Genomic DNA, 14,864 nt, shown 5'->3' on the forward strand with positions numbered 1-14,864 from the left:
CTTGGGTTAGTCCTGCATCCCTTAAAACGCAGGCTGTAAAGTGCAAACATACATAAATACCCAAACACGAGATTTTAATGACAAAAGGGGACTTGTAACAAGATGGATCGATCGTCCGATCAAAACCGAATAGTTGAATATTTGCGGATTAAGCCAATTAGTCACAGTCAGATTTACACTTCCCAAATTGCAGTACCAGAGCCTCAGCGGGGCGAAATTCCCCGCGAACGCCGCGAAGCTCTCAGGAGAAGTCTCATCGAGCAAGGCAGCAACTTGATTCCTTTAATTGTACGCCGCACAGAAGCTTACAGCAACGAAGAAGAATATGAAGTTGTCTGCGGCGCTGATTGGTGTATTGTTGCTAAAGAACTCGGCATCGAGCAAATGTGGGCTTGGGTTTTTGAAATGACCGACGAGGAGGTAGCTGCTGCTCGAGCAGAAATGGAACATTTAGCTCCGCAACCGACTCAGAGGACTGCACAAATTGAGACTATACTGCAACAATTTGAGCTATCATTTCAAAAAAAGGTAGAGAGTCTAACAAAGCAAATAGAACAATCTGTTAAAAAAAATGAAGACTTGCTAAAAAAGCAAGTAAAAGCTCTAACTGAGCAGAACTTTGATCGCGACCAAATAGAACAGATTAAGCGTTTGCTCGAACAAGTTGAAAAAAAAAATCATGAAAAGGTAGATACATTGGCTAAAAAAGTTGAACAATCTGGCAGCAATAGTCCTCCGACATCTGCGGTTATTTCTGAGATGAATCTTGAAGGTGCGTTGAGACAGTTGGATGAACTGGAAAAACTGCTGTCAAAAAAATTAGAACGCACAGTCCAAACAATTAATAAGTTTGTTTCCGACGCCATTGAAGACGTAGAAAATGACCTAAAAAATCAAATCGAAACGCTCCGCCGCCAACTGGGAGCCGCAGCAAGTCACTCAGAAATACAGCCAGAGGCAGAGCCGAAGAAGCAGTCAAAAACGCAGCCGAAGAAGCAGTCGAAGGCACAGCAGAAACCTCAGCTACCGCAGTTGCAGTTGGAGTTGCCGTTTCCGTCCCCAGAGGAAGACTACGAAACTCTTTCGCTGAGACGATTGAAGGCGATCGGCAAAGACCGGAAAGTGCGGGGCTACGCGCGCATGAAACGACCGGAAATTCTGGCGGCTCTCAGAGCAACTGACGGCAAATAAAGGGGTACTTGCTAATAGTTAAAAACTAATTTTTTGGTGTTCGATCGCGTTTTTATGCAAAAAGCGCGATCGGGCTTTCAGAATAGTCCTCGGCCGAGATATGAAAACCTTGCTAAAATAGACACACAACCTCTTACTCCTCACCAAGCAGCCATGTCCGCAACCGCAGAATTAGCTACTACCCAAGAGATACTAGAACAAGAGATACCGGAAAACTTTATCTTTCCTCCTGGCGATTTATACAGTGACGAACCTCCCGTGGAAACAGAACTGCATCTCCGACAAATAATCCTACTCCTCAACTGTCTAGAATGGCTGTGGCGAGATAGAAATGATTTCTATGCTGCTGGAAACCTCACCATTTATTACAGTCCCAAGCAACTCAAATCGAAAGACTTCCGAGGCCCTGACTTTTTTGTGGTACTCGGAACTGAACGCAAAACTCGGAAAAGCTGGGTAGTTTGGGATGAAGAGGGAAAGTACCCCAATATCATCGTTGAAATCCTGTCTCCCAAAACAGCGGATACAGACAAAAACTTTAAAAAACAACTCTATCAAGATACTTTTCGCACTCACGACTACTTTTGGTTTGATCCCGAAACTTTAGAATTAGCTGGGTTTCATTTAGTTGACGGGGAATATGAAGCCATCGCACCGAACGAATCCGGGCATCTGCGGAGTCAACAGCTCGATTTGAGTCTCGGAATTTGTGGGGGAAAATTGCGTTTCTTTACAGCAGAAGGAGAACTTGTCCCTACTTCTGAAGAGGTTGCAGAAAGGGAGACTCAACGAGCCGGACAAGAAGCTCAACGAGCCGGACAAGAAGCTCAACGAGCCGATCGCCTGGCCGCGAAACTGCGAGAATTAAATGTTGACCCCGATACAATTTAGCGATCGTCCTTTTTATTCAAGTTTCCTGTATTGTAAGCTGGTTTAGGCGATCGCATATCCCGTATGCTGCCGAACGTGATACGGATGAAACCCTAAAACTATCTTGTCTTTAGGCACTCCTAATTCTACAAGTTCTGGGGTAATTCCCGTTTCTATACCATCTTGTTGAATCCAGATTTTGCCGTCGATAATTTCCACATGAACGATACAATCGTGAATTCTTTGAGGCCCTTGCCAGCCTTCGTGCATCAGTAAAAAATTGTTTTGTTCGCGATCGACAATAACGCTGTTTTTAACTTGTCCGTAACTGTTAGGAATCCTGGCATAACTATCTAAAACATTGTGAATAAATTGGCGATATTCATCTAGTCTATCCATCTTACAATTATCTCCTTTGATGAATCAAAAACAATTAGTTTGAGTCTTTTTTTGCGTAACAAAAGTTGCCCAATTGGCTCAGAGAAAATATCTAGATAAACTTCTTCCCGAACAGCCAAATATATATTCCGTTCTGGTTCTGAAAACTCTAGAATATCTTCATAGACAATATACTGTCCCAGAGCTTCTTCTAAGTCATGCACCGGAGAAGCTGCTAGAAAACTTTTCACTTCTACAGCAATTTTGCGACCTTGCTTTTCGGCAGCAAATAGTTTTTCTGCACCCAAATCGACGGATAGGGAACGACCGCCAATTTCTAAGGGTAGCGGATCGTTTGTTATCGTCCAGCCGTCTTTTTCTAGCGCTGTTATGACAGTATTGTGGTAGATGTCTTTTGCTGGCATATTCTATGCTGAACCATCAAATCTCACCCTAATTATAGAATAACACAAGACTTTTTAAAACTGATAGCTCATCAATTCAAACTACTTATTGCCGCGTGTATCGGTGCTTCACCCCAATCGGAAAATACTCCGCATCGCCCGTCGCAGTTAATGTCACGACAGGTAACTGATATTCGGGCGGAACGTAATTAGCAAATTCGCTGTTTAGCCGCCGCAATTGCGCGAGAATTGAAGATGCGATCGCCTGCTTCATCTCCTCGTCGCCCTCCACCCCCGCTGCTAATTCCACAACAACAGATAAAAACCGATTTTGATCCGCATCTTCCTTGACTTGCAGCACAAATTTTCCCGTCACCCATTCCCGAATAATCGGAACTTCTAAACCTACGGTGACATTTTCCGGGTAAATGTTAGCACCGAAGTAGGAAACGGTAAAGTGCGTTAGCGAAGCCCTCGAAGAGGATCGCCCGAATACATAGACAAATGGCAAGCAGCGAATTCCTCTGGGGAAATCAGAAACTTTCATAGCTGCTGCTTGCTGCAAACGTGCCACAGGGTTAAATCCCCATTCAGCCAAAAAATTGAGCATTGCTTCGTAACAAATTAAACCGCCGTTATCAGAGATGTGATAGCGTATTAGCGGGATGCCGTTGTCGCCAGAAAATAACAGCGTGCCGTCATTATTCACTTCAAAAAAGCGGCTTTTCGGATCGTACTGCATCAGCGTTGGCAACCGCGATTCCCCGAATAAATTGCGTGCTGCTTCGGGATTGTTTGCTAAAAAGCGGCGGATGCAAATACTCAGCGGTGTCTCGTTGGCCAAAACGCCGGCATCCGCAGTACCGTAAAGGCTCGCAGAGTTGTAATATAGATTGTCAGAATTAGTACGATCGCTCACCAAACTCCGCCATTCTTCGCTAAACACTTCCCCCGCAAACACCATCTTAATTCGATATTTTTGCCACTCCACACCCCCAGCAATTCCGCTATCAATCACATCTTTGATAAACGGCGGATATCCCAACAATACTACTTGCTCGAAATGCTCCCCAAGTTCCTGCACAACTCGAAATATTTCAGCCTTATTATTCCCAGGCGTTACAACTGTAACGGGATAACCCTTACTCGCTAGATAGCGGCAGCAATTCGCAGTGTACATTCCGCCTACCCAAGTCCCCAAAGCAAAGCAAATCACAGCTAAAGTTGAGCGAGTATCGGCGGAAAAACTGTCGTGAAATATTTGTTCAAAACGAGCGGCTATTTGCAACTCGTCGCTGATAAAACGCGGCCAAAATGTCGGGTTTCCTGTCGAACCCGATGAAACAGGAATGAAATCGCAAGTTTCTAATTTGCCCTGGTAGCACAACTGAGGTAGCGGGTGACAGCGTAAATAATTCTCTTTGGTAATTAGCGGCAATTTTTGGAAGTCTTCAAAGGTTTGAATTGAGGCGGGATTGATGTTGAGTGCAGCTAGGAAAGTCTGGTAAGCTGGTACTGTGGCCGCGACTTTTTGGAAAAGCGCGATCGCCCCGCATTCGGCAACTCGATTCTGCTGGTGTTGCAATCGTTCCTCAAGCGGCGCCCTCAAAAACTCTTCAAACGCCCCAATTGCTCGCTGACGCTGTTCTGGCTGCATGATTTGCTCCTTAAAATGCGTATTTTGCACCTCGATCGCTCAAGATTCAGTTAGTAGCGCGGCGCGACCCGATCGCACATTGGGCTGGACACTAAAAATTTGAACACACTTTGAGGTCGATAGAATCGAAAAGATGGCGCAGTGGATAAACTTGAATACCACGAAACCGCTTTTTTAACAATAACCACAGGGGATAGGCAAGCTGCCGATCGACTAATCAACACTGACACACTATGGCAAGATTAATTCAGCGATCGCCCAAAACTCCCAGTCTCAGTCAAGCGTGAAAATCCGACGCAGCAAGTTCCCATGAACAATCCCATCTACCCCGGCATAACTCTCAACAATCACTACCGCATCGTCCGCGAATTGGGACACGGAGGCTTCGGGCGCACCTACCTCGCTGAAGATGCCCACCGATTTAACGAACCCTGCGTTTTAAAAGAATTTGCGCCCCAAGTACACGGAAGTTACGCTTTACAAAAATCCGAGGAACTGTTTGAGCGGGAAGCGGGAGTGCTCTACAAACTGCAACACAATCAAATCCCGCGCTTCCGCGAACTGTTTCGAGTCAGTATTATCGATCGAGGCTACCTATTTCTCGTCCAAGACTACGTTCCGGGCCAAACCTACCGCTTCCTGCTGGACGCCCGCAAACGTCAGGGTTTGCGGTTCATCGAGGCAGAAATCAATCAACTGCTGATCCAGATTTTGCCCGTGCTCGAATACATTCACTCTTTGGGAGTGATTCACCGCGACATCTCCCCGGACAACCTGATTCTGCGGCTGTCTGACGGGATGCCGGTGCTGATCGACTTCGGCGGAGTAAAACAAGTCGCCGCCACCGTAGAGTCTCTGTTCGCTGCTGAGGCTAACGGCACTCCCGCCCCCGCGACTCGCATCGGCAAGCTCGGCTATGCTCCCCTCGAACAGATGCAAATGGGCATCGTCTATCCCCACAGCGATTTGTACGCTCTGGCGGCGACGGTTTTAGTGTTGCTGACGGGGAAGGAACCGCATCAGTTGCTCGACAGCCATACCCTGAATTGGAACTGGCGGGCGGAATGTTCTCTGTCTCCGAATTTGTCCCTGGTGCTGGATAAAATGCTTGCTCAACAGCCGAGCCAGCGTTACTCCTCGGCTCGCGAGGTAATGCTCGCTCTCTCCGGCAATCCGCCTTTACAGCCGCCTTTGCCACCAGCCCCGGATTTTGAACCCACGCAGCCACCGGAGCACTCGCCTATACCCGTGCCCGCCCCCGCGCCAAAACTGCCGGGAACTCCGGTGCGAGCTGCTATTGGCAATCAGCAAAAGATGCCTGCTTGGAAAATGGTTTTGTTTGTGGTGGCGGTGCTCTCAAGTATGGGGGGAGTTGGCTGGTTTGCGGGCAATTTTTTGTTAAATCTGCAATCAAAAGTGCAGAAAGTTCCCCAGCCTTCCAGCCCGAAGCAGCAGCAAGAAGATGCTTTGCAAGATCGCTTTGTCAAGCTCAAAATTGACGATCGATTCTATAACGGTTACGTCAATCTTGTGGACGAGACTTTTTATGCCAAATACCCGGAATTGGGCGGACGATTGTTAAAAGAAGGCTCAGACGATCGCCAGTGGCGCGAAAGGTGGCAGAAAATCGGCGACGAGTTGCTCGACAAGCTGGAAAACCTCAGCAGCGACGCTAGAGCGCGGTTGGGCACTTACGACACCGCCGATATCGATCGCTGGAAAACTGAGGTTAACAAGCTGAATTTGAGCAGTCGGGCTCTGTACGATTTGGCTGATGCTAAGTTCTTTTATTGGTTTCCACAACAGCCGCGCGATCGCAATCTCATCGGTTTGCCGATCGGACAAATTTGGCAAGCAATTACCGCCGACGCCCTCACATCTTTGCAAGCTGGAGCCACTGTCGAAAGCGTTGAATTTGACCGCCGATCGAACAGCAAAACCCTCACAGGCAATCTCAAACCCGGAGAAGGGAAAGCTTACATTGCCCGGTTCGCTCAAAATCAAACTTTGCGCGTGAATTTGCAAGCACCGCCCAAATCTACTCTGCTGTCAATTTATTCTCCGGGGCGGACCAAGGGCGCGCGAGCTTTGCTGGAAGACGCAGAGGGGCTTAGTTGGTCTGGATTGCTGGATGATGCTGGTTATTATGAATTCGTGGTCGTTTCTCAGGCATCCGAGCCGATCGCTTACGAGTTGAATCTGACGGCGGAATAACTGCTATTGACGCTCTAGATCGACCCAGGCAATAATAAGGTAATACCGATCGGGTAAATTTTCCGGTTCAAAAAAAGAATATGCTGAGATTCGCGATCGTAGCTTTAGTAACTTTGGGATTCGTATTGGTGACTGCACTAGGTTTACATCCCGCCAATGCGACAGTCAGCAATCCCGAATTTTATGCTTGGAACTTTGCCTCTGTAGGCAGCAGCGAGCTTGTTTGTAAAAAGACAGTTGTCGTTCCGCAAGACCTCATCATTCCGTCATCATCAATGCAGGCTGTCAGTATCAATTCTGCAATTGTAGACGACAAGTTTTGCGCGAATTCCACTGGCCCTGTGAATTAAAGCAGTGCATAATATGATGTCCGGTTATACAACCATAATTAACTTCTCCGTCAGGACACAGCATCCTGATTCATCCATCGAGAGAGGACTAAACTCCTCACTACAAACACGGGCTAATTGTGGGCAATTAACCGGACATTATATTTTTTATGACAAACGAATAAAATTTTGTAATAAAAATTTATTAAACGAGTCTGGCGCTGCATTTTTCTGCTTTTGAAAGAGATCGAACTCTTCCCTATTGTGCCAGTTCTTTTATTGTTACTTAAGAACCGACGGAAAATATTCAGCCATTTGGCTAATGGTTTATTGGCTAATTGGCCGAATCAGTAATTCGCTAGTTTGAGTATGCTAGAGTTAGTCAGGTTCTGATATATAGTGCCATCTGTTATCCAAGTATCATGCTCAAAATTTTAGTAATTGAGGACGACGAATTAATCCGGGAAACTCTTCTGCAACTTCTGGAATCTCACAGCTACCGGGTCATTGTGGCAGAAAACGGTCGATTTGGGGTGCAGATGGCACTTTCGGAGATCCCAGATTTAATTTTGTGCGACGTGCAGATGCCGGAACTCGACGGTTATGACGTGTTGCGGACGCTGCGGCAAAACTCCCTAGCTGCAACAATTCCATTTATTTTCCTCACGGCTCAAAGTGACAAAACCGATTTTCGTCGGGGGATGGAATTGGGAGCCGACGATTACCTGACAAAGCCGTTTACCAAGGCTGAATTGCTGGGAGCCATTGCTTCTCGCGTCTCGAAACGCCAAACTATTACTCAACCGCTGACACTCGCGCTTCACCAAGCAGAAGCCAGACTCAAAGATTTAGTTAACGACTCGACCAAGGTTACGACTCTCTCTCCTGAAAAGTTTGCTCTCGAAGCTTTGCTGCGCCACGCTTTGGCACAAGGTGAGTTTCAGGTATACTATCAGCCGCAGGTGAATATTGCTACCGGCCAAGTTATCGGCGCCGAAGCTTTAGTGCGCTGGCAAAATCCCGAACGAGGAATAATTTCTCCCTGCGAATTTATTCCCTTAGCAGAAGAAACAGGTTTAATTATTCAGATTGGCGAGTGGGTACTGCTTTCAGCTTGCGCTCAAGCCGCTACTTGGCTGGCAGCGGGGTTTTCGCCGTTTACGATATCAGTAAATTTGTCGGCGAGGCAGTTGTCCGACCCGGAACTTAAGGCGCGAATCGTGCAAATATTGGAAACTACAGGCTTAGAGCCTGCTAATTTAGAATTAGAAATGACCGAAAGCGCTTTGGTAGAAAATGCGACAGTCGCAGGCGCTACTTTAAACCAACTTAAAGCTCTAGGAATTCGGATTGCCATTGACGACTTCGGCACCGGTTATGCTACTTTAGGATATCTCAAGCAATTTGCTTTTGACAGTTTAAAAATCGATCGAATTTTCGTCCGCAATGCCAACGAAGATACTCAAAATGCTGCTATTACTACAGCAGTAATTTTACTGGGTCACAGTTTGAATATGACAGTAATTGCTGAGGGAGTGGAAACAGAAGCAGAATTAGATTTTTTGAAACAGCACCAGTGCGATATCATGCAGGGGTATCTGTTCAGCCGCCCCCAACCCGCACCGATACTTGAAAGTATGTTGGTTGCCGACCAGCGTTTGTTGGCGCAGCCCCTAGCAGCAGTACCTGCTCGCGTTATCCCATTTGTACCTGTGTCCGAACCCGAAAAATCTAAAAACCTTTCTATGTCGGGTCTAGGAATAGTGTAATTGTCACCAGGATTTCTGTATAATAAAGCAAAATTATTTCTTTTACCTTCTATTTTAGTATGCGAAAAAGCTGACGACCCCTCCTAAAAAGTTGTAGCTTTTTAAGAATTAGCGAATCAAAGAAGGAGATTTTCCCCAATATTCGTCTACTTCTTCCCATTTTAGGCGATCGGCGCCCGTAATAGGACTATTTGAGGAATCGTGGCGTCTTGAAATTGCGCTCCTTTATCAAGTTGCAGCAGGTAAACTCATTGAAGTTCCTATTTTGGGAGCCGCAGTTTCAAGAACTGTCAACTGGAATTGGTGCAAGCCTGTCATGGAAAAAATATTAGTAGTGGACGACGAAGCAGACAGTCAAACAGTCTTGGCAATGTACCTCGAAAGCCAAGGATACTGGGTTGAATGTGCTAATTCTGGCGTTGAGGCGCTCTTGATTTTTGAGAATGCCCCCCCAGATTTGGTAATTTCAGATGTCATGATGCCGGAAATGGACGGGTTTGAGTTTTGCCGCCGGTTGCGAACTACACGTTTGGGACAGTTGGTGCCGTTTATATTTTTGTCAGGTCAAGGCGAGATTGAGTCAAAAGTTGAAGGTCACTCGATCGGCGCTGACGATTATCTGGTAAAACCTTTTCAGTCTGAAGAAATCTTAGCTAAAGTGAAGGCGCAGTTAGAGCGCTCTCACCGCATTCACGCCGAGATTGTCCGACTGCTGCAAACTTCTACCGCTAGGGCGGTGGAGCCAAAAGTGGTAGCACTATTGCCAGCACCTGCACCTTTACCCTTAACACCAGCCGAGGAAAGAGTTTTTTGGGAAGTTATTCAGGGTTATACTAACAAACAAATTAGCGATCGGCTGTTTATTAGCCCCCGGACTGTGCAAGCTCATTTAGGCAGCATTTTCAGCAAATTACAGCTAGAAAATCGAGCCCAGCTTGTGAGATTTGCCCTAGAAAAGGGATACAAACCACCGCAAACTTAGCTCAGCTCTGATATCATGTCCGGCAAATTACTTACGATATGTCCCAAGAGAACGGAACGAAGCGAAGTCAAGCAATCCCAGGGGCTTAAGATTGCTTGCGTCTGCTGTCGTAAACTTTGCAATGACTGGCATTTAGGCGGACATGATATAAACCTAGGGCGCGGCAGCCAGTCAAAAACTCCCGTAGCTGCCAAATTAATCGCGGCTGACGCACTCAGCAGGCCGATTATTCCAAATTCAAAACACAATAAGGAAAATTAGTTATCACACAAACCCCCGGCCCCAAATTCGTACCCCGCAAGTTGGCACGTTCCAAATCAGCCTGGCGCACATTATTAGCCGCATCGATATTTGTACCGCTCAATTGAGCCCTAGGAAGCCGAGTATTTGACAAAATAGCATTCTGCAAATTAGTATCGCGCACATCCGCGAAAGACATATCCGCTCCGCTTAAATTCGCACGGTTTAAATTAACTCTAAAAAGCAGCGATCGCCTCAAATCGGCATTCGACAAATTAGCTTGTAACAGATAAGCTTCACCCAGATTCGCATTAAAAAGTTTAGCACCGCGCAAATCAGCACTCCTCAGATTCGCTCGCCCCAAAAAAGCATTAGACAAATCCGCATTCCGCAGATTAGCACCCTCCAAGTCAGCACCGTACAACTCGGCATTGACTAAATTAACATTAGACAAATTAGCATCACTTAAATCCGCTTCTAACAAATTAGCTTCATAGAGATTTGCTCCGCTTAAATCGGCTCCTCTTAAATTTGCTCTGGACAAGCTAGCCTTGAATAAATCAGCATTTCTCAAGTCACAGCCTTCGCATTCATTACTTTCCAGCAATTGCCTGACATGATCTGGATTTTGAGCTTTAACGGGAGCTGCAAGCCAAAACAAAGCTAAACTTGCCGTTACAGTTGCCAAGATTTTAAGTTTCACAAACAAACCTCACTGCTACTTCGGATTAATTATACTAGCAAACTGTAGACTTTAAACCCATTTACTTCTTTCTTTTCTCTTGCTCTGCGTTCTCTGCGCCCTCTGCGGTAAATCCCCAAAAAACTTATTCACTTACAGCAGATTCCATGTTTGTGAAGTACACCGCGCCATCTATAAATCCCCGTAGGGACACGGCCTTGCCGTGTCCCTACTACTTAATTAAGCTTCATCTAAAGCAGCAACACCTGGCAATTCCTTACCTTCGAGCAGTTCCAAACTAGCACCGCCACCAGTAGAAATGTGGCTCATTTGTTCGCCTAAATTCAACTGTTCCACAGCCGCCACCGAGTCACCCCCACCGATAATTGTGGTAGTACCAGTTTTAGTAAGTCCAGCCAAAGAATGAGCAATACCTTCAGTTCCAGCAGCAAACTTCTCCATCTCAAATACGCCCATCGGCCCGTTCCAGATGACTGTTTTGCAATCAGCCAAAGCATCTTGAAAAGTTTTCACAGAATCTGGGCCGATATCCAAACCCATCCAACCGTCAGGAATGTTCTCAACGGAGACAATTTGAGTGTTGGCATCCGCAGCAAACTTGTCAGCAACTACCACATCAGTAGGTAACAGAAAAGTAACTCCCCGTTCCTTCGCCTTAGCTTCCAAAGATTTAGCCAATTCCAGCTTGTCATCTTCCACCAAAGACTTGCCAACGTTCAAACCGCGAGCTTTGTAGAACGTGAAAACCATGCCGCCTCCCAGCAGCAATTTGTCGCACTTTTCGAGCAGTTTTTCAATTACTCCAATCTTGCTAGAAACCTTAGAACCGCCGATAATAGCAGCTAAAGGACGCTGGGGATTGTCGATCGCACTGCCGAGATATTGCAGTTCCTTCTCCATCAAAAACCCAGCCACAGAAGGACTCAGATACTTAGTAACGCCCTCAGTAGAAGCGTGAGCCCGGTGAGCCGTACCAAAAGCATCATTGACATACAAATCGGCCACAGAAGCTAACTTCTTAGCAAATTCTGGGTCGTTTGCCTCCTCCTCTGGGTAGAAGCGGACATTTTCCAGCAACAGCACATCGCCATCTTGCATCGCGGCGACTGTAGCAGCGACTTCATCACCGATGCAGTCGTCAGTCTTTTTGACTTCTTTCCCCAACAATTCTGACAGCCGCTTAGCAACCGGCGTCAAGCGCAACTTCTCAGTCACACCCTTGGGACGGCCGAAGTGGCTGCACAAAATGACCTTAGCACCTTTGGACGCTAAATCTTGAATTGTCGGCAGAGCAGCCCGGATGCGAGTATCATCGGTGATATTGCCGTTGTCGAGCGGCACGTTAAAGTCCGCCCGCACCAGTACCCGTTTGCCCGATAAGTCCGATGCCGATAAATTTGCTACAGTTTTTTTGGTCACAGGATTAACCTCCTAATATGTGTGTTCTTGTCGAATTCCGTTGAAATGGCGGCACTGGTCACTTGCACTTGGGGCCTCGGACGCATTCAACCGCGTCCGTACAAAAAACGGAAGATGAAACAAACGGCACTGATTGGCTCAACGTAAACATTTTATCGGAGTCCGCGTCCGGGAGATGCGCACTATGTTCAAGACTGTCTTATTTCCTGTCGATCAAAGCCGAGAAGCCCGCGAAGCTGCCGAAAAGGTGGTCAATATCGTGAAAACCTACGCCTCTCGTTTAGTTATTCTGTCGGTAGTCGAACCCCCAGCCGAGGAGTCCGACTCCCCGCCGCGAGAGGTGATGAGTTCCCCGGAAGCAGTCGCCAAACTGCTGTCTGAGGCCCAATCGATGTTTTCCCAGGAGGGAATCGAAGCTGAAATCATTGAGCGAGAAGGCAAACCGGCTTTCACGATTTGTGATGTGGCTGACGAAATTGGGGCCGATTTGATTGTAATGGGCTGTCGGGGGATGGGTTTAACCGATGATGGGGCGTCTGACAGCGTTACCAATCGGGTGATCAATCTGTCTCCTTGTGCAGTTTTGATTGTGCCTTAGTCAGTTGGCAGTTGTCAGTTGTCAGTTGACTGTTGACTGTTGACTGTTGGCAGTTGACTGTTGGCAGTGGGCAGTTGGCAGTGGGCAGTGGGCAGTTGGCAGTGGGCAGTGGGCAGTTGACCGTTGACGGTTGTCATTAAATTACTGACCATTAACAACTGACCATTAACAACTAACAACTAACAACTGACCATTAACAACTAACAACTAACAACTGACCATTAACAACTAACCAACTGCCTACAGTCAACAGTCAACAGTCAACTGCCAACAGTCAACAGTCAACAGTCAACAGTCAACTAACTAATGAAAATTCACTGGTATCCCGGTCACATTGCCAAAGCTGAACGGGCATTAAAAGAACAGCTAAAGCGGGTAGATGTGGTGCTCGAAGTCCGAGATGCCCGCATTCCACTGGCTACTTACCACCCCCAAATGCCGACCTGGGTGGGCGACAAGCCGCGAGTATTGGTCGTCAACCGCATGGACATGATTACAGCTCGATCGCGCGAGGCGTGGGAAACATGGTTTGAATCACAGGGGGAAACTGCGTATTTTACCAATGCCGAGCACGGTCAAGGAGTAGACGCTGTGGCGGATGCCGTGCAGAATGCTGGGGTGCAGCTAAATAAAAGAAGGTTCAATCGAGGTATGCTGCCCCGTCCAGTCCGGGCGGTGGTAATGGGCTTTCCAAATGTCGGAAAATCTGCTTTAATTAATCGGCTGTTAGGGCGGAGAGTGGTAGACAGTGCCCGCAGAGCTGGAGTAACTAAATCGCTTCGATGGATTCGGATTTCTGACGAAATTGAGTTATTAGACGCCCCCGGAGTGATTCCCACGCGAATTAACGATCAAGAAAATGCCATAAAATTAGCTATTTGCGAAGATATTGGCGAAGCAGCTTACGACAATCAGGTAGTAGCTGCGGCTATGGTAGATTTGCTCCGCGGGCTTGAGGCGGCCGATGACACCTTGATATCAGTATCTGGTTTTAAATCCAGGTATAAATTAGATGCAGCATCTAGTAATGGTGAAGATTATTTGCACGAGGTAGCAAAAGACAGGTATAAAGGAGATGTGGAACGAACGGCGCGGCAAATGTTAAACGATTTTAGAACGGGTGTGTTGGGTCAGCTTGCTTTGGAGTTGCCGCCGGCTTGATAAGACTCCTGTCCTACAACTAATCATGAATGGTATTAAATAGGGATTTGCTGACACCGAGAATTTCAACTCGATCTCCTATGTGTACTATTTTTCCTGCTGCTTGAGGTGGCACTCGCGTGTTAACTATCAGCCGACTCAAGTGATTTAAATGCCATTTTTTTACCAAGTCTGGTCTGATTTCCTTCTGCTTGGCTGTTAGTACATTTTGAAAATTGGAATAAGCTTCTTTCGCCGCATAATTTCGCGTAGATAGGATACAGGGCTGACCGGGATTAATACCTTCAAATATTACTGTCCCTATTTTAAACCTGACAACTTCATCGGCTTCTGGGAAAAGCTTGTCTTCCCAAAAAGCCGGTACATCTCCTATTTCAATATTAGCTCGCAAGCGATGGCGCATCTCGTTAACGCAAACTCTCGGAAACCAAGATGCAACTTCGGCAATTGTTTCGGTACTGATAATGCTTGGCCCCGGTGCAGCGGCATTGTCGGGAAAGCCTGTCAGCAAGTTTTCAATTAACTTGACGGGGAAACCGAAGTAGTTGCTCAACCAAGATTCTATTCGCAGGCGTTCTCTATCTACATGAAAAAAAAATTCTTCTTCGGTGTCTTGAATTTTCAGGCCGGCAATTCTATTTTTGGTGTCAAATGATAAGCGCAGAAAAGGGACTCCGCTGTTATGCTTAGTGTTAACAAATTCTCCTGCTTCATCGCAGATTGCCAAGGAGCGATCGCCTTCTAGAGCTCCGCTGGTCAGAATAGTTGCTTGACTGACAGCTAAGCCGTCAAGGGACTTGACTGGATAGATATGAATGCTGGCGACGTAAGACATTTCGATTTATTGAGAAATAATTGTCGTTTTAGATACATTCTAGCATCCTCTGCGGTCAGAAGGATGACCGCAGTTAGCTTTATGAAATAAAAATGGGCAACTTTTTGAAAATTT

15 protein-coding genes are annotated in these 14,864 nt (G+C 46.6%); 9 read left to right on the forward strand and 6 right to left on the reverse strand.

Annotated features, from left to right (window positions below):
- Positions 1 to 102: 102 nt before the first annotated feature.
- The gene (locus tag QUA02_RS17915) at positions 103 to 1,191 is read left to right on the forward strand and encodes a Rho termination factor (modular protein) (RefSeq protein WP_333029567.1); all 1,089 of its coding nucleotides are present in this window, start codon (positions 103 to 105) and stop codon (positions 1,189 to 1,191) included.
- Positions 1,192 to 1,344: 153 nt separating this feature from the next.
- Complete coding sequence (locus tag QUA02_RS17920; protein ID WP_333029623.1) at positions 1,345 to 2,082, forward strand: Uma2 family endonuclease; 738 nt, start codon at positions 1,345 to 1,347, stop codon at positions 2,080 to 2,082.
- Between the two features lie 42 nt (positions 2,083 to 2,124).
- Here QUA02_RS17920 and QUA02_RS17925 read toward each other — a convergent pair whose 3' ends face one another.
- The 3 genes from QUA02_RS17925 to QUA02_RS17935 form a co-directional block, all read right to left on the reverse strand.
- Entirely contained in the window at positions 2,125 to 2,460 is a 336-nt protein-coding gene (locus tag QUA02_RS17925) for a XisI protein (RefSeq protein ID WP_333029568.1), read from the reverse strand.
- The gene (locus tag QUA02_RS17930; RefSeq protein WP_333029569.1) at positions 2,448 to 2,864 is read right to left on the reverse strand and encodes an element excision factor XisH family protein; all 417 of its coding nucleotides are present in this window, start codon (positions 2,862 to 2,864) and stop codon (positions 2,448 to 2,450) included. The genes QUA02_RS17925 and QUA02_RS17930 overlap by 13 nt, the downstream gene beginning before the upstream one ends.
- 85 nt (positions 2,865 to 2,949) lie before the next feature.
- Positions 2,950 to 4,500, reverse strand: coding sequence for a phenylacetate--CoA ligase family protein (locus tag QUA02_RS17935; protein WP_333029570.1), 1,551 nt, complete (start codon positions 4,498 to 4,500; stop codon positions 2,950 to 2,952).
- A 309-nt stretch (positions 4,501 to 4,809) separates the two neighbouring features.
- On the opposite strand from QUA02_RS17935, the gene QUA02_RS17940 reads away from it, so the two are divergent.
- From QUA02_RS17940 to QUA02_RS17955, 4 genes are all read left to right on the forward strand, one after another.
- A complete protein-coding gene (locus QUA02_RS17940; RefSeq protein ID WP_333029573.1) occupies positions 4,810 to 6,714 on the forward strand; it encodes a protein kinase domain-containing protein in 1,905 nt (634 codons plus the stop codon).
- Between the two features lie 80 nt (positions 6,715 to 6,794).
- Positions 6,795 to 7,064 carry a hypothetical protein gene (locus QUA02_RS17945; RefSeq protein ID WP_333029575.1) on the forward strand — a complete coding sequence of 90 codons (270 nt, stop codon included), beginning with the start codon at positions 6,795 to 6,797 and terminating at the stop codon, positions 7,062 to 7,064.
- Between the two features lie 401 nt (positions 7,065 to 7,465).
- Complete coding sequence (locus QUA02_RS17950; RefSeq protein WP_333029578.1) at positions 7,466 to 8,812, forward strand: EAL domain-containing response regulator; 1,347 nt, start codon at positions 7,466 to 7,468, stop codon at positions 8,810 to 8,812.
- Positions 8,813 to 9,128: 316 nt separating this feature from the next.
- Positions 9,129 to 9,794 carry a response regulator gene (locus tag QUA02_RS17955; RefSeq protein ID WP_333029580.1) on the forward strand — a complete coding sequence of 222 codons (666 nt, stop codon included), beginning with the start codon at positions 9,129 to 9,131 and terminating at the stop codon, positions 9,792 to 9,794.
- A gap of 226 nt (positions 9,795 to 10,020) precedes the next feature.
- On the opposite strand, the gene QUA02_RS17960 is transcribed toward QUA02_RS17955, so the two are convergent.
- Together QUA02_RS17960 and QUA02_RS17965 are read right to left on the reverse strand one after the other, a co-directional pair.
- A complete protein-coding gene (locus tag QUA02_RS17960) occupies positions 10,021 to 10,737 on the reverse strand; it encodes a pentapeptide repeat-containing protein (RefSeq protein WP_333029581.1) in 717 nt (238 codons plus the stop codon).
- A 219-nt stretch (positions 10,738 to 10,956) separates the two neighbouring features.
- Positions 10,957 to 12,156: a phosphoglycerate kinase gene (locus tag QUA02_RS17965; protein ID WP_333029584.1), complete on the reverse strand. Its 1,200-nt coding sequence runs from the start codon at positions 12,154 to 12,156 to the stop codon at positions 10,957 to 10,959.
- Positions 12,157 to 12,340: 184 nt separating this feature from the next.
- Here QUA02_RS17965 and QUA02_RS17970 point away from each other — a divergent pair, with 184 nt between their 5' ends.
- The 3 genes from QUA02_RS17970 (at position 12,341) to ylqF (ending at position 13,915) form a co-directional block, all read left to right on the forward strand.
- On the forward strand, positions 12,341 to 12,754 hold the full coding sequence (locus QUA02_RS17970) for a universal stress protein (RefSeq protein WP_333029586.1): 414 nt from the start codon (positions 12,341 to 12,343) through the stop codon (positions 12,752 to 12,754).
- Positions 12,755 to 12,834: 80 nt separating this feature from the next.
- Complete coding sequence (locus QUA02_RS33660; RefSeq protein WP_445305183.1) at positions 12,835 to 12,894, forward strand: hypothetical protein; 60 nt, start codon at positions 12,835 to 12,837, stop codon at positions 12,892 to 12,894.
- 166 nt (positions 12,895 to 13,060) lie between these two features.
- Positions 13,061 to 13,915, forward strand: coding sequence for a ribosome biogenesis GTPase YlqF (ylqF, locus tag QUA02_RS17980; protein WP_333029588.1), 855 nt, complete (start codon positions 13,061 to 13,063; stop codon positions 13,913 to 13,915).
- A 19-nt stretch (positions 13,916 to 13,934) separates the two neighbouring features.
- On the opposite strand, the gene QUA02_RS17985 is transcribed toward ylqF, so the two are convergent.
- A complete protein-coding gene (locus QUA02_RS17985; protein WP_333029589.1) occupies positions 13,935 to 14,750 on the reverse strand; it encodes an MOSC domain-containing protein in 816 nt (271 codons plus the stop codon).
- Positions 14,751 to 14,864: the final 114 nt, after the last annotated feature.

The sequence above is a fragment of the Microcoleus pseudofavosus SVA1_A4 genome (assembly GCF_036700565.1).
Lineage (GTDB): Bacteria > Cyanobacteriota > Cyanobacteriia > Cyanobacteriales > Microcoleaceae > Microcoleus.